Origin of the sequence: Pseudomonas sp. AFG_SD02_1510_Pfu_092 (genome assembly GCF_003331055.1) — a bacterium.
Taxonomy (GTDB): Bacteria; Pseudomonadota; Gammaproteobacteria; order Pseudomonadales; family Pseudomonadaceae; genus Aquipseudomonas.
This window is the reverse complement of the sequence record NZ_PUQD01000040.1, coordinates 25,910-47,216: the sequence shown is the minus strand read 5'-3', so window position 1 is coordinate 47,216 and position 21,307 is coordinate 25,910. Positions and strand designations below refer to the sequence as shown.

The 21,307-nt window shown below is 68.0% G+C and carries 17 protein-coding genes; 2 read left to right on the top strand and 15 right to left on the bottom strand.

Going from position 1 to position 21,307, the window contains the following annotated elements:
• Positions 1-177: 177 nt before the first annotated feature.
• From C6A77_RS17045 to tagH, 15 genes are all read right to left on the bottom strand, one after another.
• Positions 178-639, bottom strand: coding sequence for a hypothetical protein (locus tag C6A77_RS17045; protein WP_114170507.1), 462 nt, complete (start codon positions 637-639; stop codon positions 178-180).
• 19 nt (positions 640-658) lie between these two features.
• Positions 659-1,099 carry a hypothetical protein gene (locus C6A77_RS17040; protein ID WP_114170506.1) on the bottom strand — a complete coding sequence of 147 codons (441 nt, stop codon included), beginning with the start codon at positions 1,097-1,099 and terminating at the stop codon, positions 659-661.
• A complete protein-coding gene (locus C6A77_RS17035) occupies positions 1,096-1,989 on the bottom strand; it encodes an NAD synthetase (protein WP_114170513.1) in 894 nt (297 codons plus the stop codon). The genes C6A77_RS17040 and C6A77_RS17035 overlap by 4 nt, the downstream gene beginning before the upstream one ends.
• A gap of 127 nt (positions 1,990-2,116) precedes the next feature.
• A complete protein-coding gene (gene tagQ, locus C6A77_RS17030) occupies positions 2,117-3,022 on the bottom strand; it encodes a type VI secretion system-associated lipoprotein TagQ (protein ID WP_114170505.1) in 906 nt (301 codons plus the stop codon).
• Between the two features lie 73 nt (positions 3,023-3,095).
• On the bottom strand, positions 3,096-4,922 hold the full coding sequence (locus tag C6A77_RS17025) for an SUMF1/EgtB/PvdO family nonheme iron enzyme (protein ID WP_241507435.1): 1,827 nt from the start codon (positions 4,920-4,922) through the stop codon (positions 3,096-3,098).
• Positions 4,915-6,117, bottom strand: coding sequence for an ABC transporter permease (locus C6A77_RS17015; protein ID WP_114170504.1), 1,203 nt, complete (start codon positions 6,115-6,117; stop codon positions 4,915-4,917). Before C6A77_RS17015 ends, C6A77_RS17025 begins: the two co-directional genes overlap by 8 nt.
• Positions 6,117-6,821 (bottom strand): ATP-binding cassette domain-containing protein, encoded by a 705-nt coding sequence (locus C6A77_RS17010; RefSeq protein WP_114170503.1) that lies wholly within the window; start codon positions 6,819-6,821, stop codon positions 6,117-6,119. Before C6A77_RS17010 ends, C6A77_RS17015 begins: the two co-directional genes overlap by 1 nt.
• Positions 6,821-9,826, bottom strand: a complete 3,006-nt coding sequence (locus tag C6A77_RS17005) for a serine/threonine-protein kinase (protein ID WP_114170511.1) — start codon at positions 9,824-9,826, stop codon at positions 6,821-6,823. The genes C6A77_RS17010 and C6A77_RS17005 overlap by 1 nt, the downstream gene beginning before the upstream one ends.
• Before the next feature lie 8 nt (positions 9,827-9,834).
• Positions 9,835-10,554, bottom strand: coding sequence for a protein phosphatase 2C domain-containing protein (locus tag C6A77_RS17000; protein WP_114170502.1), 720 nt, complete (start codon positions 10,552-10,554; stop codon positions 9,835-9,837).
• Positions 10,551-11,207, bottom strand: a complete 657-nt coding sequence (tagF, locus tag C6A77_RS16995) for a type VI secretion system-associated protein TagF (protein WP_114170501.1) — start codon at positions 11,205-11,207, stop codon at positions 10,551-10,553. The genes C6A77_RS17000 and tagF overlap by 4 nt, the downstream gene beginning before the upstream one ends.
• Complete coding sequence (tssM, locus tag C6A77_RS16990; RefSeq protein WP_114170500.1) at positions 11,204-14,713, bottom strand: type VI secretion system membrane subunit TssM; 3,510 nt, start codon at positions 14,711-14,713, stop codon at positions 11,204-11,206. Before tssM ends, tagF begins: the two co-directional genes overlap by 4 nt.
• Positions 14,710-16,005, bottom strand: coding sequence for a DotU family type VI secretion system protein (locus tag C6A77_RS16985; protein ID WP_114170499.1), 1,296 nt, complete (start codon positions 16,003-16,005; stop codon positions 14,710-14,712). Before C6A77_RS16985 ends, tssM begins: the two co-directional genes overlap by 4 nt.
• 6 nt (positions 16,006-16,011) lie before the next feature.
• Positions 16,012-17,346, bottom strand: coding sequence for a type VI secretion system baseplate subunit TssK (gene tssK, locus C6A77_RS16980; RefSeq protein WP_114170498.1), 1,335 nt, complete (start codon positions 17,344-17,346; stop codon positions 16,012-16,014).
• Between the two features lie 15 nt (positions 17,347-17,361).
• Entirely contained in the window at positions 17,362-17,859 is a 498-nt protein-coding gene (gene tssJ / locus C6A77_RS16975; protein ID WP_114170497.1) for a type VI secretion system lipoprotein TssJ, read from the bottom strand.
• A gap of 39 nt (positions 17,860-17,898) precedes the next feature.
• Complete coding sequence (tagH, locus tag C6A77_RS16970; RefSeq protein ID WP_114170496.1) at positions 17,899-19,284, bottom strand: type VI secretion system-associated FHA domain protein TagH; 1,386 nt, start codon at positions 19,282-19,284, stop codon at positions 17,899-17,901.
• Between the two features lie 393 nt (positions 19,285-19,677).
• Between tagH and tssA the strand changes: the two genes are divergently transcribed.
• Positions 19,678-20,709: a type VI secretion system protein TssA gene (gene tssA / locus C6A77_RS16965; RefSeq protein WP_114170495.1), complete on the top strand. Its 1,032-nt coding sequence runs from the start codon at positions 19,678-19,680 to the stop codon at positions 20,707-20,709.
• A 72-nt stretch (positions 20,710-20,781) separates the two neighbouring features.
• Positions 20,782-21,297, top strand: coding sequence for a type VI secretion system contractile sheath small subunit (gene tssB, locus C6A77_RS16960; protein ID WP_025340314.1), 516 nt, complete (start codon positions 20,782-20,784; stop codon positions 21,295-21,297).
• Positions 21,298-21,307: the final 10 nt, after the last annotated feature.

The following is a 21,307-nucleotide window of genomic DNA, read 5'->3' as shown; positions in this document are numbered from 1 at the left end:
TGGGAGCGGCCATGGCCGCGAACACCGGCGTAGCCGGTGCCATCCACCGCGTCGCCTGCTTCGCGGGCTTGCCCGCTCCCACAGGTACTGCGCTGGCTTGGGGTCCACGCTATACCTGTGGGAGCGGCTTTAGCCGCGAACACCGGCGCAGCCGGTGCCATGCAAAGCTCATTACCGCTACTTCCCCTCCCCAACCGCCTCCACCCGCTGCACCACGATCTGCATGTGGGTCGCCATGTCAGTCAGTATCACCTCGCCGTCCTTGTACTCCGGGGTAATCATCAGCGAGCGAACAAAATGCTCGTTGCCGCCTTCGCGCTTTTGCACGTTCTCGAACGCCACGATGATCGTGTCATTGCGCCAGTTGCTGATGTCGAAACCACCCGCTGCAACGAACTCGCTAATGTCACGCTCGTCGTTGAACACCTTGGCCGGCAGGATTAGCAAGCGGTCGTTGAGAAACACCTCGTAGTACTGCCGAGGCCCCACCGGCCAGTTCTGTGCCACGACATGCTCGATGCGCCAGTGATGGACGGTGTTCTGGTAAACCACCACGCGCTCGACCTTGTGCCCGTTGCAGGCGGCAAGCAGTGACAACAACAAGGCACCCAGCCCCATACGCAGTCGGCGCACACTCATACAGAAGCCTCGCTAAACATCACTTGCCAGCTTTTGCCGCCTGGCGGTTGGCCCGGCGAATGTCACGGTAACCCGCCAGGCGCACGCGCATCTCCCGGTAGCGCTGGCTATTGATCACCAGCAAGGCCAGCAGCCCGAACACCAGCACCGAAACAAACGCGCCCATGTGTGGGCGATAGGCATAGCTGGGCAGCACGGCCAACACGGCCAGCCCGTTGATGCCGATCACACCGCGCACGCCCCACGCATAACCGCGCACCATGGCGATATGCGACGCGGCGCTGACTGCCCAGGCCAGCGCCAGGGCCAGCATCGACAGCCCCCGCTCGGGGCTGCGCAGCCAGGTGGAGAACACCAGCGACACACAACCACCGATGGCCAGGCAGGACAGAAAGAATTCAACGAGGAAAACGCCGAAATAGCGGGATAGAAATTGCTGCAGTTCCTGGCCGCGACTCACTCGCTGATCTCCTCGTAAAGCCCCACGGCAACGGATTGCACGAAGCTGCTGCTGCCAAAGCCGGACAAGGCGCCAATCGAATCCTGGATCAGGGTCCGCGTGGCATGCTGGATCTGCGTCGGGGTGAAGCGCTTGATCGCCGTGCCCGCCGCTTGCTGCAACTTCAACTGCCTGGCAGTCAGCGAAGGGTGGCGGATCAGCAGCAACTCCTTGGCCAAAGCCTTGCGTTGCTGGCGGCTGAGGTTGTGGAACAGTTCGCTCCAGCTCTTGCCGGTAGCCGCCTTGCGCACTTGCAGAAAACGCACCGTATTCGCCCCGGAAGCACCTACCCCCAGCAGCGCCACGCCGTCGAGAATACTCATGACGGTCTGCACGGTGTCATTGCTGTCGAGCCAATCGTTCTGCTCCGGGTCGTTCATTTCGTTGTACACACGGTACGCGCCCATCATGCACTGGCCGGTGCCCGCCGCCGCCGCAGCGTAACCCACCGCCGTCAGGGCCAGGCTGGCGCCGCCGGTGAACGGCACGGCGACGGTGCCGCTGAACATGACGATCCAGCCCAGCGCCGCCGACAGGCAGGTGGCGGTCGCGTTCATCGCCTCGCTGACCACCTTGCGCTCGCGCGCGCCGGTTTGCAGCTGGGTCATGAACTGTTCGGGCGAGGTGTAGGGGGGTGCCTCCTGCAGGATGATGCGCTTGGGCGCGATGCTGCAGATCGGCTTGAATTCGCGCAGCACGATCACGTTGTACTGGGCATCGATGTAGACAACACCAGCGCCGACGATGCCCGGGTCGGCATCGATGGCCCTGAACAGCTTCTGCTGGTCGAGGGTCAGCAACAACCGCTGGCGTGCCATTTGCTGCCGGTAGCCGCCGAGCACGCCGGTCATCAGGTCAGTCACGACAACTCTCCTTGTTTCAAAAAGCCGCTGCGCCGGCGCACCTGCGGCCCGGGCAGGTCAGGCGATCTGCACACGGGCTGCGGGTGCAGCGGCGCGAGCGCAACGCAGCGTGGGGTTAAACGTTAGGGCACGGTACCGGCGCCCAGTCACCCATGTCGGGGCTGCGGCACATCTTGTTGACCTGGTCCACGCCAGCGTTGGCCACCTGTTGCGCCTCGGCCTTCTTGGTGGTGGCCTTCTGCAGGGTCTTCTCGGTGGCGACAGCCTCTTGCGGCACGGCCTTGTTCACCTTGACGGCCTGGGTTTTCTTCTTGCCGGTGGTGGTCTTTGGCGGTTCAGCCACGGTCGCTACGTCGGTACGGGCCACGCCAACCTGCTTGAGGTCCTGCTCGTAGGCCTGGGTGTAGCTGTCGAGGTTTTCCGCGACGCGGCCATTGACGGTCGCCAGCAGCTTGTTCGACTCCTGCAGGCCCGAGACGATCTCGGCCAGGCGCTTGCGCCCTTCGGTGTCGTTGATGCGGTTGGCCTTGCGGCCTTCGATCAGGCTGGTGAACTCACGCTGATAGCAGCTTTGCGAAGCCTTGGCATAAGCCGTGGTGCGGTCGAGGTCGGCGGCGCTCTTGTCGATATCGGTGGCGTACGAGGCGATGCGCTGCTTGTCGTCGCTGATCTGCTTCTGGCGCTCGGTGTAGTAACCGGCCGCGCCACCCACCAGGGCACCACCTGCTGCACCGATGGCGGCATTGCGGCCACGGTTGTCGCCGTCGACCAGGGCGCCGGTCAGGGCACCGCCGAGGGCACCGATAACCGCACCGCTGGCCACCGAGCGGGTCATGTCACCGTCGGTGGAACGCAGGTGCTGCACCGGCTCGTAGCAGCTCGGGTAGTACTCGACCTTGGTCGTGGCACCTACCTTGGATACCGGCGAGCTGGAGCAGCCGGCGACCAGGACAGTGCTGAAACCTGCGGCGAGCAGCAGGGCGGAACGGGCATGGGAAGCCGTGAAGAGGGTCTTGAACATGTCACTTTCTCACGTGGTTGGTTAAAACGGCGGGCCTCATGCCCACCGCGGGTACGTCAGGCAGAAGCCACTACTACGAGGGCCGCGCCGCGGCCGATGCCAGGAGCTCCTTGAGGATCGTCGCCGGGTCGGCCCGCCGGTTCTGGCGGTACTCCCCAACGTGGCGGACGAACAGGGTCGCGCGGCTCACCAGGCTGTTGCCCAGGACCGGCTTGCGGTTGAGTTCTTCCTTGACCCGCTGGAACTGCGCCTGGATCACCGCATCGGTGTAGCGCGTGCCACTGGCCAGGTTGTCGATGTAGATCGCCACCGCGCCATCGAGGGCGGCGCGGCCGTTGCTGATGGCGGCGGCGTACATGCGCACGCTGGTCTGGTCGCCACGCGCCTGGGCCTCGGCCTGGGTGTTGCGCAGGTTGGTCAGGCGGATGTTGTAGTTGTTGATGGTCTCGGCCACCAGCGCGGCGGACTGGATCAGGTTGCCGGCAGCTTCCTCGCGCTGGCGGCCGAGCAGCGACACACTGCGCTTGAGTTCTTCGTTGACCAGGCCCAGCTCGGCTTGCTGGCGTGGGTCGGTGGTGGTGGCGATGATGCTGTCCAGGCGCTTGGTCGGGTCCTGGGCGGCGTCGATGTCGTCGGTCAGGCTGGTCAGGCGGCCTTGTTTCTGCCACTGCTCGAACAGTTCCTGGTAGCGCGAACGGGGTGCCGACAGGGCACCGATGGCCACCCGGAAGCCGGTGGTCTCGTTGCGCTGCTCGGTACCGTCGGCGCCGAACAGCGGGTACTCGCGGCGCATGCCGGTGAACAAGGTGCCCTCGCCTTCCAGGTAATTGCCGCCCTTGACCACGAAGCCGCCATAGGCGCCTTGCAGGCGGCCGGCATGCACCAGCTGGAACGACTCCTGGACCATCTCTGCGGCATTGCCGATCACATCGAACAGCCCCAGCGGGTTTGCCAGGCGGGTGCCGATCGGCATCAGCCGGGCGGCCTGCCCGGTGCCACCGGCCACCTGATTGAACACCGCCCAGTCGGCCAGCGGCCCGTCGCTGTCACTGCCCGGCACCTTGCGCGGGAACAGGCGCCCTTCCAGCTCCTGGCGGCTCACCGCCGAGCCACCCCGGGCAGCGAATTCCCACTCCACTTCGGTGGGCAGGCGCACGAAGCCGACCCCGCCGTCCTCGGCCTTGCTGCCGCGGCCACTGACCGGCAGCAGCTCGCGGTGATGCTTGAGCAGCCAGGCGCTGTACACCGCGGCAAAGCGCTCGGCCTCGAAACGCGACAGCTTGACCTTGGGCAGGCGCCCGGCCGCCGCGGTGTCGGGCTGGCAGGCCGGCGCCGGCTCGCCGCTGGCCAACGATTGCGCCTGGGCCATCACCTGGGCGTATTGGCGGGCGCTGACCTCGTACTTGCCGATGAAATACATCATCGGCTTGAGCGGGCCGGCCTGGTCGAGCTTGGGCAGGCTCGGGGCCACGGCTTTCTGCCAGTCGGCGGAAAGGTCGTGGAGGCTGAACTGGCCGTTGATGAAGTCACGCCGGTAGCCGGAAATGAACGACTGCTGGTAGCCGGCCTCGCCCTCGCTGAATGGGTAGCCGAGGTTGACCTCGCGGTCGTCCAGGCTGCCCTGGGCCAGCACATAGACACTGCGCAGCACCAGCTCGCCGCCGCACGGCAGCGGCAGGCTGACGTCACCCGGCAACGGCTTGGGGTTGTCCAGCTTGCTGGTGTCGACTGCCTGTGCCTGTGCCTGTGCCTGTGCCTGTGCCTGTGCCGGGGCCTGTGCCGGGGCGCTGGCAGCGCTGGCCTGCGGCTTGGCAGGCGGCTCTTCGGCGCCTGGCGAGCAGGCTGCCAGGCCCAGCGTGGTCAACAACAGGGTCGCAGCCCCAAGGCGAAGTTCAGACATCACGGATTCCTTGACTGGCATCGATGCGCGTCACCCGCCAGCCGCCCAGGGCAGCGGCGGCGGTGCTGGCCAGCAGCACCGCAGACAACGCAACGAGGTAATGCATCGGCAACAGATGGCTGGCGTATTCGCCGGGCACCTGCGTGAATATTCGGTTCAGGCCCTGCTCGGCCAGCAGGTACAGGCTGCCGGCAACCGCCGCCGCCAGCACGCCGCTGTACAGCGCCTGCAGCACCACGAACAGCAGCAGCGCCGCCGTGCCGAACCCCAGCAGGCGCAGCACCGCCAGTTCGCGCTGCTTGCGTTGTACCGCCGCCACCGCGCCAGCGGCGACGGCTGCCACGGCACCGGCCACGGCCAGGCTGGTGATGATCCAGAACACCAGGTCGAGGTTGCGGCTGAGCGCCTGCACCTGGGCGATCTGCGCCGCCTGGGTCGATACCAGCCACTTGCGTTCGGCGAAATACGCGCGCAGCGGCTCGACATCGGCCAAGCCCCGGGCATACAGGCGAAACGCCGGGTACACCCGCCGGGCATCGCTGCCTGCGGCCTCGCCCGGCCAGCCCAGCGCCGGCACGCCGCGCCCGTCGCGGTAGTCCTCGACCGCCTCGAGCAGGGCCAGGGAGGCGAACAGGCCATCGCGCTCGAACGCCGCCAGCGGCAGCACCGCCGCCACCTGCAGGCGGGTCTGGCGCCATTGCAGCTGGCCGGCCTGCTGGCGGCTGAAGCTGGCCTGCAGCTCGTCACCGGCCGTGGCACCGAGCTTTTCCGCGGCGGTAAAGCTCAATACCACCTGCTGCAGCCCCTGCGGCGGCGCCACCTGCTGCAACAACGGGTCGCCGGCGGCGGTCGGCAGCATCTCGACGGTCACCGCACGCCCACGTGCCGGCAGCAACAGCTCGGCAGTGGCAGCGATCTGCCGGGTGCGGGCGATGGCGAAGGCAACGTCCGGTCGCTGCGCCAGTGCGTGGATGAAATCGGCGCGGAAACGACCACCGCCCAGCGGCACGATCTCGCGCACCGCCGGGTCGCGTTGCAGGCGCTCGGTCAGGCTGCCGACCAGGCCAAACTTGAGCCCGAACAGCACCAACAACGGTGCGATCACCGCGACCAGCGCCAGCACGCTGCACGCCGACAGCCGCGCATCGTTGCGGTAGTCCTGCCAGGCCAGGCCGGCGATCAGCCACGGGCGCATCAGCAGGCCTGCCCCAGTGTGGCGGTGACGCCGCCGTCGGCATCGCGGCGGCAGGCCATGCGCAGCACGCTCAACCCGGCCCGGCGTGCCAATGCTTCGTCATGGGTGGCCAGCACACAGGTCACCTGGCGTGCCTGGGCCTCGCGCAGCAGCAGCTGCATGACCCGCTCGGCGTTCACCGGGTCCAGCGCTGCGGTAGGTTCATCGGCCAGCAACAACGCTGGCGCATGCGCCAGGGCGCGGGCGCAGCTGACCCGCTGGCGTTGCCCCAGCGACAACGCGGCAGGCTTCTTGGCCAGTTGATCGTGCACATCCAGCGCCTCGGCCAGGCGCTCGACGCTGCCGTCCTCGGCCAGCCCCAGCAGCTGCCGGGGCAGGCGGATATTGCCGCGCACATCGAGAAAGCCGAGCAACCCGCCAGCCTGCAGCACGTAGCCCAGCTGGCGGCTGCGCAGCGCTGCCAAGCGGTCCAGGCGGCCCTGCTGCCACAGCCCGGCCACGTCGCTGCCAGCGACGACGAAAGCGTCGGCGGCATCCGGCGCCAGGACCAGCGCCAGCAGGTCGAGCAAGGTGCTCTTGCCGCAGCCGCTGGGGCCTACCAGCGCCACCCGCGCGCCCGCCGCCAGTTGCAGCCGGTCGATCTGCAGGCTGTAGCGCTGGGCGCCCTGCCCGCGCGTTTTGCGCACCCCGTGCAGGCTGATCATCACGGCAGCGTCGACAACGGCACACGGTACAGGGCATCGCCGGGCTCGGCCTTGCCGAAGCGCACCCAGTTGGCCATGTCGTTGTGGAAGGTTTCGTACAGGCGGATCTTCGAGTCCAGCTCGTCGATGAAGTCCTCCTGTTCGGCCACCGACAGCGACAGCCACAGGTCCTCGGTCATGCTCAGCGACTTGCTGCGGTACGGCAGGCCTTCGAGGTATTCGCCGAGCACCCCGCCCTGGGCCAGGTTGGCGCCCTTGCGCAGGGCGCCGGGGTCGCGGCTCATGTAGGCGCTGGCGCTGGCGATCTCGTTGAAGAAGTCGCCCGGCGAGCTGCGGGTCTTGCGCGCGGCATCGACGATCAGCTTCAGCGACTGTTGCAGGTCGTTGAGCTGCAGCTTGGTCAGCATCACGCACACTTGCAGGCTCGGCAATGCCGGGTTGCTCAGGTCGCGGTCGGCGGCCCAGGCGCTGACCAGCTGCGGCGCCTGGCTGGCGCCGGCGCGGCCGAGGAAGTCCATGTGCATGGCATAACCGATGGCCTGGGTCTTGGCCGCCAGGGTTGCCCCGGCGTTCAGCTGCGGCAACGGCTGCGGCTGCTGCTGGCGCACCTGGTGCACCAGCTCGGCGAACGTCGAGCCGATTTCGCGCACGCGCTCGCCAAAGGCCCCGACATCGCCGCCCGGCACACCCACGTAGAGGTCGCCGATCTGCGGGTTGCTGTCGGCGGTCAGCACGCGGTACTGGCTTTCGGCTGCGCCATGGTTGTTCGCCCCGACTGGCGTGCGCAGGTGCAGGGCGTAGATCTTGATCTGCTTGCTCAGCGCAGCCTGGCGTACCTCGGCCTCGTTCATCTGTGTGCTGCTGTAGGGGTCGTTCTTGCGCAGCGCGCCGGCATCGCTGACCAGCAGCACGATACGCCCGCCGTAGCCGGACCAGTCCATGCCCTCGACGGCCTGCATCACCCCGGCGAAGGCATCTTCGTTGAACGAATGGCTGGAAACGCTGGTGGCCTTGACCTGCGCGGCGGCCTTGAGGAAGCGCGCCGGGTCGCGGCCCTGCTCCAGGCTGACCAGGGTCTTGCTCAGGTAGTCCAGGCCGGGGGTGCGCTTGACGCTGTTGCGAAAGCCCACCAGGCCGAAGCTGACATTGTCCAGCTCGCCACGCGCGGCCAGTTGCGCCTGCAGTTCGCTGACCACCTGGCGCACGCGGTCGATGTAGGGCTGCATCGACACCGAGGTATCGACCACCAGGACGATGCCGGTGCGGAAGCGGTTGTCCGCCGCCAGCGCCGCGCCGGCAGCCGTGGCCGCCTGGCTGCGGGCGCGGCTGCCGGGGTCGATGGAGGCGACATTGAGCAACTGCACCGGCTGGCCGTCGGCACCGAAGCTTTCGCGGTAGTCGAAGATCGGCATCAGGTAGAACTGGTTCTGCGGCACCGCGCTGGCGGTCGGTTCCAGCGCCAGCACCTGGGGCACCTGTTCCGGCTGCTGCTGCGCCTTGAGCAGCTCGGCGCGGGCCTTGCCGCTGTCGTCGAGCAGCTGCTGCAGGTCATCGGCCTGGCGCATGAACATCACCGGTGAACGGCCGGAACGCTCGGTGAACTTGAGCACCAGGCTCTGCTTCCAGTCACTGGTCTGGGTCGCCGGCAACCAGCCATCGCGCTGGCCGGCGCTGGAGGCGCCAACTTCCAGCCATTGCTGGCCGTCGATGTCCTTGCGCTGGTACACGTACAGCACCGAGAACGCCGGCAGGGGCTCACCCGCGCTGTCGCCGGGCCGCGCCAGCAGTTGCGCCTCGGGCTTGCTCAGCACGCGCTGGAACAGGGTTTTCTTGCCCGGCATCAGTAATGGCCGGCCGTCCTCGCTGGCGGCGAGTGGCGGCGTGGCCGGCGTCTGCGCCTGGCTGGCGGCTTGCGCCACGGGCGGCGGCGCAGCCGGCTGGTCGCTATCCGCCGGCCACCACAACCAGGTCGCGCCCAGGCCCAGCGCCGCAGCGATGGCCACGGCCAGCAGCGCTTTGGCCGGTTTGCCCGGGCCGGCTTGCGCTGGCGCACTCGGTTGCGGCCGGGTCGGCTCGGGCGCAGGCGTGGGGCTGGCGACTGGCGCAGCCACGGCCTGCGGGATATCGATGGATACCGGCGTCAGTCCGCCCAGCTCAGCCTTGCCCGGCATCGCCACTGGCAATGGCCGGATCACTGTGCTGTCCGGGTCATCGACAGGCAAGCGGTCGAGCGCCGCCAACAGCGCGGCGGCATCGGCAAAGCGCTGCTCGGGGTCCTTGGCCAGCAGCCCGCGCAGGATGCTCTGGTAGCGCCCATGCTCGATCGGCAGTTCCGGCAGCGGCTCGGTCAGGTGCGCCAGTGCGGTCGACAAGGCATCGGTGCCACGGTACGGCAGCTCGCCGACAAGGATCTCGTACAGCACCACGCCAAGCGCGTACAGGTCGGCGCGGCCGTCGATGTCCATGCCACGCGCCTGCTCCGGGCTCATGTAGCTCGGGGTGCCGACGGCGAAACCGGCCTGGGTGAACTGGGTGCGGTCATCCAGCGACTTGGCGATGCCGAAGTCCGAGAGCACCGCCGTGCCGTCGGCGCGGAACAGGATGTTGGCCGGCTTCACATCGCGGTGCACCAGGCCCTGGGCGTGGGCATAGCCCAGCGCCTGGGCGATCTGCCGCACGTACAGCAGGCCCTGCTCAGGCGCAAGCCCGGCGGCGATGCGCTCCTTGAGGGTGCCGCTGGGCAGGTACTCCATGGCCATGTAGTACAGCTCGCCGACATTGCCGATGTCATGGATGGTGGCAATGTGCGGGTGCGACAGCCGCGCCAGGGTGCGCCCTTCGCGCAGGAAGCGCTCGCAGAAGGTGGGGTCGGCGGCAAGGCTTGCGGCCATCACCTTCAGCGCCACCTTGCGCTGCAGCGAGCGCTGGGTGGCCAGGTAGACACTGGCCATGGCGCCCTGGCCAATCTCGCTGTCGATGTCGAATCCGGGAATCTGCATGTTCAGGGTGCTCTTCAATTCGCCTTCACCACCACGGCGGTGATGTTGTCGGGCGCGCCACGGGTCAGCCCCAGGTGCACCAGGCTGCGGACCACCTGGTAGGGGTCGGCGTGGCCGAGCACATCGGCGATCTCGTGGTCTTCGGCGGTCTTGTTCAGGCCATCGCTGCACAACAGGTAGGTGTCGCCGGGCTGCACCTGCACGCTCACCGCCTGCAGGTCGAGCTGGTCCTCGACGCCGATGGCGCGGGTGACGATGTTGCCGCGTGGGTGCACGCGGGCCTCGGCCTCGTTGAGCAGGCCGCTGTCCTGCAGTTCCTGGACATAGCTGTGGTCATGTGACAGGCGCTCGATGCGGCCGCCGCGCAGGCGGTACAGGCGGCTGTCGCCGGCCCACAGGCCCACGGCGCGGTCGCCGCGTGCGGCCAGCAGCACCACGGTACTACCCATCATCGCCACGCCCCGGCGCAGGGTTTCCTCGCGCACCGCGCGGTTGACCCGGGCCAGGGTGTCGCGCACGGCCTGGGTGAATTCCTCCAGCCCATCGATCAGCGGCAACTGGCGCAGGCTGTCCACCGCCAGGCTGCTGACATAGTCGCCGGCGGCATGCCCGCCCATGCCGTCGGCAACGGCCCACAGGCCATCCCAGGTCAGCTCCAGGCAGGCGTCTTCGTTGATCTTGCGGACCATGCCGACATGGCTGTAGCTGGCCGCGCTGTAGCGCACGCTGCTCATGCCGGCCTCACCTCGCTGCCCAGTAAAAACGCGGCGAACTGCTCGCTGCGTGGCAGGCCCTGGCTGCGCAACAGGCCTGGCGCGATCCGCTCGCTGCCCTGCCCCCACCACAGGCTCATGCCGTCACAGGCGCATTCGGCCAGGGCCAATGCCCGGCCTTGCGCGGTGGTGCCGTCCAGCAGCTGCAAGCCACCCACGGTCAGCCGTGGCCCCTGCAACAGCGGCCGGGCGTCGCGATAAGGCTGCAGGGCTGCCGCGAAATGCTCGAAGGTCGCCTCCGCTTCAAGCGTGCCCAGCAACGCCGCCTCGACCCCTTCGAACCATTCATCCGCGCCGCCAACGATGCTGGCGAGCGCCACGCCGGGCTCCAGTAGCTGCGCCACGCTCAGCGGAAAGTAGCGCCCGACCCGGTCGATGCTCGGCATCAGCACGCCGACCACCGCATCCGGGCCACACACCCCGGGCGCCAGGGCAAAGCGCCACAACGGGCTGACCAGGTAGGCCTGCAGCCAGCCCTCGCCGAGCGCCTGCTGGCTGGCCTGGATGCCGGCGGCCAGCCACTGGTCCCAGGGCTGGATGAAACTCTGTGGCAGGCCACGGCTGACGAAGTCGCCGCGACAGGCCAGTTTTCCGTAGAAACCCACGTCGTTCACAGGCGCTCCGGCAGGCTGAAACCGCTGACCACTCGGCTGCGGAACGGGTTGAAGGCGCTGCTGGCACGCAGCTCGTACGACACGCTGGCGCCGTCCACGCGCAAGCGCAGGTTGAAGCGCTCCGGCGAGCTGCCGGCCACCAGGTCGGACTGGTCGAGCAGGCGGAACCACGCCCACGGCCCTTCCATGGTCAACCCGGAACGGCCGCTGGCCGCCGGCGGCGCAATTGCCAGGCGCACCACGCCGATGCTGTTGGGGTTGGGCCATTGCAGCGCCACCGGGCGGCTCGGGCCGTGGTCGTAGCTGACCTGCTGGCCGTCGAGGTCGAGCAGGAACTGGGTGATGCTGGCGTCCATCGCCACTGGTTTGAGCTCGAAGCGCACGCCTGGCTGCAGGCCATTGCCGCTGCGGAAGAAGGCATCGCGAATGGTCGCCGCGCGCTGGAAGGTGTACAGCACGTTGCTGTTGATCCCAAGCTTCTGCGCCGCGCCCGGCTGCCAGCTCCAGGGTGTGCTGGACGTATTGACGTAGGGCTGCAGGTACTTGCGGAAGTAGCTGTCCATCACCCCGCCAACGCCGAAGAACTGGCCGAAGTCTTCCAGGGTGGCGTCGCGCGAGCTGCCGGCGACCATCGGGTAGCGGCCGCTGAGCGACTGGCGGTAGACATTCAGCACTTCGCTGGCCCAGGCGGCGTTGAGCTGGTTGCGCACCCCGCCCATGACCACGCCGTGGGTCGCGCCGAGTACCGAGCTGACCAGGTTCTGCACCACCTTGGGCTGGCGCGCCGCGCCCAGGGCAACCCGTTGCGCCGCCGCCTGGGCCTGGTTCTTGGCCTCGCCGAGCAGGGCGTCGCCGCTGGCACCGACCATGGCGCTGACTTGCACGTAAAGCGCGTTGAGGTCGGTGAGCAGGCCGTCGATGGCGGCCGGCTGGCCTTCGCCGCTGTCCACCAGCGCAGCCAGTTCGGCAAAGTGCGCGGTCACCGGGTCCTGCGTGCGGGCCGCGGGGCTGTCGGCCGGCAGCGGGGCGTCGCCGAGCAGGCCGCCGAGGCGCTGGCGCAACTGGTCGACACCGGCCTGTTGGGCCTTGTCCTGGACCTTGTCGAGGGTGGTCGGCTGCGCCAGGTTGGTTTCCCGCGCCACCGCCTGCAGCAGCTGCTTCATCGGCGAGCTCGGCCCGGACAGCACCCGCAGCACATCGGCGGCCTGGCCGACGCTGGTGATCGGCACGAAGTCCAGGTCATCGAGCAGGGCGTCCCAGTGGCGGATGTAATCCTGGTAATAAAGTTGCTGCACATCGTCGGCCAGGCGCCTGGCATCGCCCGCCTCGCCCGGCGCGCGGCCGAGTACCCAGCGCTCTTCGGCGAGCGTGGTGCTCTGCGCCAGGCTGGCAGCCAGAAACGCCTGGCGGTAACCCTGCACGGTGAACAGCCCCGGCAGCGGCTCGCTCAGCGGCTTGGCGCTCTTGAAGCGAAACACCAGGGCGGCATCGCGACCGGCCGCGTCGCTGACGCGGAAGTCTTCGACCCCAGCCGGCAGCTTCTGGCGCTTGACCCGGTCGTAGACGCGCTGGGCCACCGGCAGCTGTTGCAACTGGCGCCGGGTGTCGTCGATCAGGCGCTGGTCCAGGCGGGCATTTGGCGGGCGCTTGTCGAACAGCGCCGCCAGGTGCTGCTCCAGGGCCTGGCGCAGCTCAGGGGCAAGGTCGCGAGGCAGCTGGCGCTCCCAGTCGAGGGTGATCCAGGCCTTGATGAAGTCCGCGTCGTAGTGCTCGCCGTCAGCCAGCATCAGGTAGGCCTTGAGCCCTTCGTAGAGGTAGTCCGACGGGCCGCCGGCGTACAGCTGCTCCTCGATGCGGGTGACCAGGCGCGGGGCGAAAATGGCGATCAGCAGCTTGCGGTACAGGCTTTGCGATTCGCTTTCGAGCATGTCGCCCTGGTACAGGCCCAGGCCCTCGGCCCAGCCGGGTGGGTCGTCGGCCAGATGGCGCACGGCGTTGAGCAACGGCAGCACCTCGACCACGTTGCGCTGCGCCGGGCTCAGGCTTTGCACGCTCTTGCCCAGCGGCTGCAGGCGGCTGTCGACCTCGGCGATGTATTGCTGGTTGGCGCGGTAGCTGAGCGCCCACAAGGTGCCGACCAGCAGCACCAGCGCCACGCTCAGGGCCAGCGCGCCACGGGCGATCCACCTGCGCCGCTGTTCCACCTTGGGGTTGCTGCCGACCAGGCCGCGCTCGGCGAAGGCCACAGCGGTGAACAGCCGCTCGATGAAATAGCTGCGCCCGCTACCGCTCTGGCGCGCCAGCTGCGCGCGGTCCAGGCCCATGCTCTGGGCCATGCTGCCGATCAGCCGGTCGATGGGGCTGCCTTCCTGGGTGCCGCTGGTGAGATACACACCGCGCAGCAACGCCCGCGCCTCGAAGGCGTTGGGCTTGAAGATGCCATCGAGGAAGCCCTTGAGGTTGCCGCGCAGGGCGGCGAACTGTTGCACGAAGCCGTAGATCAGGTCGCGCCGGGCCGGGTCGCGCTCCTGTTGCAGGCGCTCGACCAGGCGCTCGCCAAGGCGCTGTTCGAGCAGGCCGAACTCGTTGTCGAACTGCGCCAACGGGCCATCAGCGCCCTGCTCGAGGGTATCCAGCGGGAAGGTCATGCCCCACACCTGGGCGCGCTCGTCCTTGCCCAGGTTGTCGAAGAACTCCATGAAGCCCGGCACCAGGTCGAGCTTGGTCAGCATCAGGTAAACCGGGAAGCGCACACCCAGCTGGCTGTACAGCTCCTGGACGCGCGCGCGGATCGCCACAGCATGGGCGGCACGCTCGGCGTCGCTGCCCAGCAGCAGGTCGGACAGGCTGATGGCAATGAACGCACCGTCGATCGGGCGGCGCGAGCGCTGGGTCTTGAGCAGGTCGAGGAAGCCCAGCCAGGCCGCCTTGTCGACCTGGGCGTGGCTGTCCTGGGTGGTGTAGCGGCCGGCGGTGTCGAGCAGCACCGCCTGGTCGGTGAACCACCAGTCGCAGTTACGCGTGCCGCCTACCCCACGGATGGCGCCCTCGCCTAGTTGCGCGGCCAGCGGGAAATGCAGGCCGGAATTGACCAGCGCAGTGGTCTTGCCGGAACCGGGCGGGCCAATGATCACGTACCACGGCAGCTCGTAGAGGTTGCGCCGCTCGTCACCGCCCAGGCGAGCCTTTTTCAGCAGCGCCAGGGCTTCGTCCATGCGCTGGCGCAGGGCGGCCAGCTCTTCGGCGGTGGCCACGCTGGCCGGGTCCGGGGCGGTCTCGGCGGCCAGGCTCTGCATGACCTTGGCAGCCTGCCGGCGCGCCTGCACGATGCGCCAGGCGCGGTAGGCGCCCCACACGGCGAATAGCAGGACGATCAGCAGCCAGCGCGGTGCGGGCGGCGTCAGCGCTTCCAGCAACGGCCCGACGAACCAGATGATCAGGCTCAGGGCGATCAGGCCCAGCAGCGGGATCACCCAGCGAATGACAAAACTGAAAAACGCCTTCACTCGACGCCCTCCGCCAGCACGGTGATTTCAACCCGGCGATTCTTCGCCCGGCCTTGCGCGGTGTCGTTCGACGCCAGTGGTTCGGTGTCGCTCAAGCCTTCGGCGCTGAAGCGCTCAGGTTGCCCGGTGCGCGCGGCGAGCAGGCCCTTGACCTCTTCGGCACGCGCCTGCGACAAGGCCCAGTTGGACGGGAAGCGCAGCGTCGCGATGCGCTGGTTGTCGCTGTGCCCGGTCACCCGCACATTGCCCTTGACCTTGGCCACGGCCTCGGCAATGCGCAGCATCAGCGGCTGGAAATCGCCCTTGATGCTGGCGCTGGCACTGGCGAACAGCTCGTCGCCGCGAATGGTCACCACCGAACGGTCCACCGCATCTTCGACCGCGACCCGGCCGGCCTTGATGTCCTCGGCAAGGAACCCGGCCAGGCGCGGGCGCTGCACCGGCTTGGGCTGCACCACCGGGCGGTCCATGGCTTGCACCGGGATTTCGCCCAGCGCGTGGATACCACGGAACACCGGCTCGGCATCGGCGGCCAGCTTCAGGCGCAGGCCGAACAGCAGCAGCAACAGCAACGCCACGGCCACCGCCAGGCCTACCCATGGCGGCACGAACTGGGCCAGGCGATCGCGGTTGACGGTGACCCCGCGCCAGTGCGGCGACAGTTCGCGCTCGCGCTCGCCACGGGCACTGCGAATCGCCGCAGCGGCGCGCTCGCGCAGTGCTTCGAGCTGGGCGCGGCCATCGTTCATGACCCGGTAGCGGCCTTCGAAGCCGAGGCTGGTGCACAGGTACAGCAGCTCCAGCAGGTTGAGGCGTTCGCGCGGGCTTTGCAGGCAATGCTCCATCAGCTGGAACACCTTCTCGCCACCCCAGGCCTCGTTGTGCACGGTGATCAGCAAGCTCTGCCGGCTCCAGTCGCTGGCACTGCCCCACGGCGTGCTGAGCACCGCCTCGTCCAGCGCGGTGCACAGTGCGTAGCGCGCCAGCAGCACCTCGTTGCGCGCCACCCCGGCAGCTTCGGCACGGGTCTCGAACTGGCGCAGGTAGGCCAGCAACTGCGCGCGCAGGCTGGCCGGCGCCGAGTGGGCGATGGTGTTGCGCAGGCGGGTAAGCAAGGCCAGCAACGGCCCGGCGGCCTGCTCCAGCGGGTTGAGGCCCACGCCCTGGCCGGGCGCCAGCGGCTCGGCCGGCACCTGCAACGGCGCGGGTGCCGGGGCCGGTTGCGCGGCGCGGCCGCCGGGGCGCGGCATGAACTGGGTACGGTCGTTGGCCAGCGGATCGTCCGGGTGCATCGCGGGTTATCCTCGAATGGCCCAGAAGGCCAGGCTCAGGCCGGGGAATTCGCCGGCGACGTAGAAGGCAAAGCCACCGGAATGCTGCAGCTGCTTCCAGTGTTCGCTGCCACGGTCGAGTTCGAAGTAGGTGGCACCGGCGTGGAACGGAATCTGCCGTGGCGCCACCGGCAACGGCAGCAGGCCGATGCCCGGCAGTTGCAGGTTGACCAGGTCGCGAATGTGCTCCACCGAGCCGATCTTGCTCTGTTGGCCGAAGCGGCTGCGCAGGGTCTCGCTGGGCACGTCGGCGCGCACCACGAGGATGAAACTGGCGCTGTCGAGCAGGCTGCGGTCGGCGAGCATGCCGACATGGATACCGTAGGCCTTCTCGACGATCGGAATCGCCACCGCCTTGCTGTCGATCAGCGTCGACAGGGCCTCGCGCAACGCGTTCATCACCGGCGCGAAGGTGGCTGCCAGGTCGTCGTGCTGGTACACCGGGAAGCTGTGCGGGCGCCGGCCATCACGGGTGAAGGTGGCGAACTCGCCGGCCAGCGCCACCAGTTCGCTGTACAGGCGCTCGGGGTGCAGCGGGCTCAGCTGGTTGAGATGCTCGACCAGCGGCTGGGCGCGGTTGACCAGTTGCAGCAGCATGAAGTCGGCAATCTCCGACGCCCCGCCGTTGGCCGAGGCGACCACCCGCCCGGCCAGCGCTTCGCCACGCTGGTGCAGCAGCCCCAGCAACTCGCCGCAGAAGCCGGACAACTGCTGGCTGGCGGCGACGTCAAGCAACGGCGGGATGTAGCTGTCATCCACCACCAGGGCACGGTCGGCGCGCTTTTCGCGGATGCGCAGCATGCCGAGGGCGGCGTAGTCGCTCAGGCCGTCCTCGCTGAGCAGCAGGCGCAAGGCGCGGCTGCCGAGGGCCAGCGCGGCACGGTTCTCGAACGGTGCGTTGTCGTCACGCACTTCACTGACCCGGCTGATGTAGCGGGCGCCGGCGCTGGCCTCGCCTTCGTCGACGGTGTCGCGGGCCCCGGCGCGCTTGAGCGGCAGGCCCAGGTGGACCACGCCATCGCGCAGTGCGTCGGGCACCTCCAGCGGCGCCGGCGGCAGGTCGTCGCGGGGGATGTCGAACGGCGTGCCGTCGGGCAGCAGGCCGCGGGCACTGATGATCGCCACCTTGCCTTGGGCGAGCAGGCCCTGGTCGAGCAGCAGTTCGGAAAAGCCCCAGGCAGCCGCGCTCAAGGGCCGGCTGCGGGCATCTACCAGGTGTTCGAGGTAGCGGTCGTGCTGTTGGAAATGCTGGGTCGTGATGAACATGCCTTCCGACCAGACCACGCGATTGTTCCAGGACATGGGGGCTCCGATTGCCTAGCGGGCAGGTTCAGGTTGGGGGGTGGCCTCGGCGCTGCGCACATCACGCACATCGAGGCTGATCTGGTAGTCGCGCGGCGGCACTGGCAGCACACTGCGCCACTGGGCCTGGTCGATCTCGCGATAACCGACCACCAGGCCGATGTGGCGCGTGGCGGGGTCCAGCGGGCGCTCCAGGCGCAATTGCCCGCCGGGCTGCAACAGCACTTCGTCCTGGTCGATCAGGTCGGCGCCGAGGGTGGCCTGGGCGCGTTCGGCCAGGGCAAAGTAGTCGGCGCGGGCGAAGGCGGCGCTGTTCTTCAGCTCGAACAGGCGCACCCGTACCGGCGCCGGGGCGCCACCAGGGCCCGGGTTGAGCCCGGCGGCGGCGCTGAAATACAGGGTCACGGCGGCGCGCTCCGGCACCTCGTCGGCGACCGCGGCAACAGGCGTGTCCTTGCTGCAGGCAGCGAGCAGCACCAGGCTCAGGGCGGCTACCAGTGGTATTGCTTTCATCCTTGTCCTCATGACGTACCTTGGGCTTCCGGGGTGCACTCAGCGACGTTGCGCACGGCTGCTGTGGGCCTGGTAGGCGCGGCTGAATTCGCGGCCGAGCAGCTCCTGGAAATCGTCTTCGGCCTCGCGGGAAATCTGCCCGTAAAGCTCGGTGAACTGCTGCCAGCAATGCGCCTGGCGCGAGCCGCCGAACAGCTTGGCCAGCCCGGCGGCCGGTGCCAGGTGCTGCTCCAGGCGGGCCGGCTGGAAACACGCCAGCAGGTGCTGGATGGCAGCCTGCACGCCAGCCATCACCGCCAGCTGGTGGGCGCGCAGATCATCGAAGCTCTCGCGCACCGCCTGGTCTGCCGGCATGAACGCCTGGTTGCCGTGGCGCAGCAGCAACAGCAACGCCTCGTCGGCATTGGGGGCGAATTTCAGCGGGTTGTTCTGCACCGGGGCAATGGTGGTCTGCTGCATGCGGAACTCGCCCTTCAGGCTGCTGCGCGCACGCAAAACGTCGATCAGGCCCTCTACCATCAGGCGGTAGCTGCGGCCGATGGCCTCCATCTGCGCGGCAGCATCGGCGGCGTCGATGCGCAGGTGCTCGATGCCGGCGCCGCGCAGGAACGCCTGCAACAACGCGTCGCTGGTCATGGCGGGCGCGGGCGCAGCGGCCGGTGGCGCGACCGCCGCCGTTGCCACCGGCGGTGCAGGCGGTGGCGGTAGTGTTTCCGCAGTCGGGGCCGGGGCCGGGGCCGGGGCTGGAGCTGGTGCAACTGCCGGTGCTGCAGCCGGCGTCGAGCCGAGCAGGTCCCAGTCTTCCGGGATCATCCCCGGCGCGGCCGGGGCGGCAGCTGGCACCGGCGGCGTCAGCGGGGTTGGCGGACGGAAGTCATGCTGCTGGGCGGGGACATGGTCGGGCTGGCTGACCGGCGGCACGCTGGCCGGGCCGAGGAAGTCGAACAGGTCAGGCAACGTGTCGTGGCTCGATGCCCCCTGCAGGAACGCAGCCGGCGCACCGGAAATCGCCGGGGCAGGCATGGCCGGGGCCGCCACCTGGTTGGCCATCAGCGCTTCGAAACTGTGCGCCTGGGGCTCGCCCTCGAGGCTGCCGGGCAGGCTCGCGTCGATCCGCGCCTGTATCTCGTATTCACCAATACGGATAACTTCGCCATCCATCAATGGCTCACTGTTACCACGACGCAAACGAATACCCGCGCAAACTAACTCGACGCCATTGGTACTGTCGTCGGTCAAATAATACTGGCCATCCTTGAACTGGATCACACAATGCCGGGACGATACCAACCGCTCCGGGTCGGGAAGTACCCAGTCATTGTCGGCCGCGCGACCAATAGTGATGGCACCGCTCTCCAGCCGCATTTCCGGACATTGTCCAGGGGTAATCTTGTGATAGCTGGTGATAGTTAGGCAAAGTGCCATCATGCCTCCTTGCATCCGTTTAGAACGTCGATCCATCCATTCGAGTTAGTTTGCGCAACCACTCGAACATCGCTGCAACCCTTGATTCACGTGGCCCAGGTAAAAACCACAAATATATGAAGGGTATGTAAAGCCATCGCCAAGGCCAAACCAGAGTCACCGACAAGCGATGCCCGGCGACTGCCAACAAAGTCACAGCAGGCACTCGGCGGCGCGTAGCTTACCTTGACACCCTCGAATAAATAAACCATAAATGCGCAACTTCGAAGTGCCAAAATAATATCACCGTGATATCACCTCGGCACACGTTGAAAAGTTTGTGCGCCAGTTCACATTTGCAACTTCGCACAAGAACACGCCCTCACCAAGGGCCGATAGGGAGATCGAATTCTGGTGAACGCATCGCCGTTGCTCGCCGCTGTTTCCGCTGACTTCCCCTGCGGCGAAGACCTCGAATATGACGCCGAGTTTCTGCAACTGGAGCGTGATGCCCAGGGCCGCCCCGAGCGCGTCATGGGCGATGCCGTTCAGCCCGCCGAACCGCCGCAGTGGCGCGACATCGAGCAGGCCTGCAGCCGCTTGCTGCAACGCAGCAAGGACCTGCGCATCACCCATTTTCTGCTGCAGGCCAACCTCGCCCTGCATGGCCTGCCAGGCCTGGCCGCCAGCCTGGAACTGATCCGCGACCTGCTCGCCGAGTACTGGCTGTACCTGCACCCGCAGCTGGACGCCGCCGACGACAACGACCCCACGGTACGGGTCAATGCCCTGGCCGGCCTGACCTGCGACACCAACATCGCCCTGCTGCGCGACGCCGTGCTGGTGCGCTCGCGCGCCTTCGGCCCGGTCACCCTGCGCGCCGCATTGCATGCCGCCGGCGTGCAGCATTTCGCCAGCGAACAGCTCAGCGCCGAGGAACTGGCCGCCGCCCTGCGTGACGCTGACGAGGAGCAGTTGCAGCAGTGCCAGGCGGCCCTGCAACTGGCCCGCGAGGCGGTGGACGCCATCGAACAGCGGGTCAACGACCAGGTCGGCTCGGCCAGTGGCGTCGACCTGTCGGCCCTGCGCCAGCCGCTGCGCCAGGTGCAGCAGGTGCTCGCCGACTACGCCCCGGCCGGCGCAGGCCCTGCCCTGGCCGCCGCCGACACACCGGCCACCATCAGCGAGCAAGCGCCGCCCGCCGCCACCAGCCCCAGCGCCCGGCCTGCCGCCCGCCCGGGCGAAGTCAACAGCCGCGAGGATGTGCAGCAGAGCCTCGACCGGCTGTTGCAGTACTACGCGCGCCACGAGCCCTCCAGCCCGCTGCCGGTGCTGTTGCACCGGGCGAAGCGGCTGGTCAATGCCGATTTCGCAACCATTGTCCGCGACCTGATCCCCGATGGCTGGTCGCAATTCGAGAACCTGCGCGGCGCCGAGGACAACTGACGCCCTCGGCCCGCATCAACACCGACGCCCGCAACGAACAGCGCCGCCGCACCGGCGACCAGGAGGAACAACGTGGCGAAAGACAGCTCCCAGAAATTCATCGCGCGCAACCGTGCGCCGAGGGTGCAGATCGAATATGACGTCGAACTCTACGGCGCCGAGAAGAAAGTCCAGCTGCCGTTCGTCATGGGCGTGCTGTCGGACCTCGCCGGCAAGCCGGCCGAACCGCTGCCTGCGGTGGCCGAACGCAAGTTCCTGGAGATCGATGTCGACAACTTCGATTCGCGCCTGAAGGCGATGAAGCCACGCGTGGCCTTCAACGTGCCCAACGAGCTGACCGGCGAAGGCAACCTGAGCCTGGACATCACCTTCGAGAGCATGGACGACTTCAGCCCGGCCGCCGTGGCCCGCAAGGTCGATGCCCTCAACCAGCTGCTCGAGGCGCGCACCCAGCTGGCCAACCTGCTGACCTACATGGACGGCAAGACCGGTGCCGAGGACATCATCCTCAAGGCCATCAAGGACCCGGCCCTGCTGCAGGCCCTGGCCAGCGCGCCGAAACCCGTCGACAACGAGCCCAAGGCCTGAGGAGACAGCC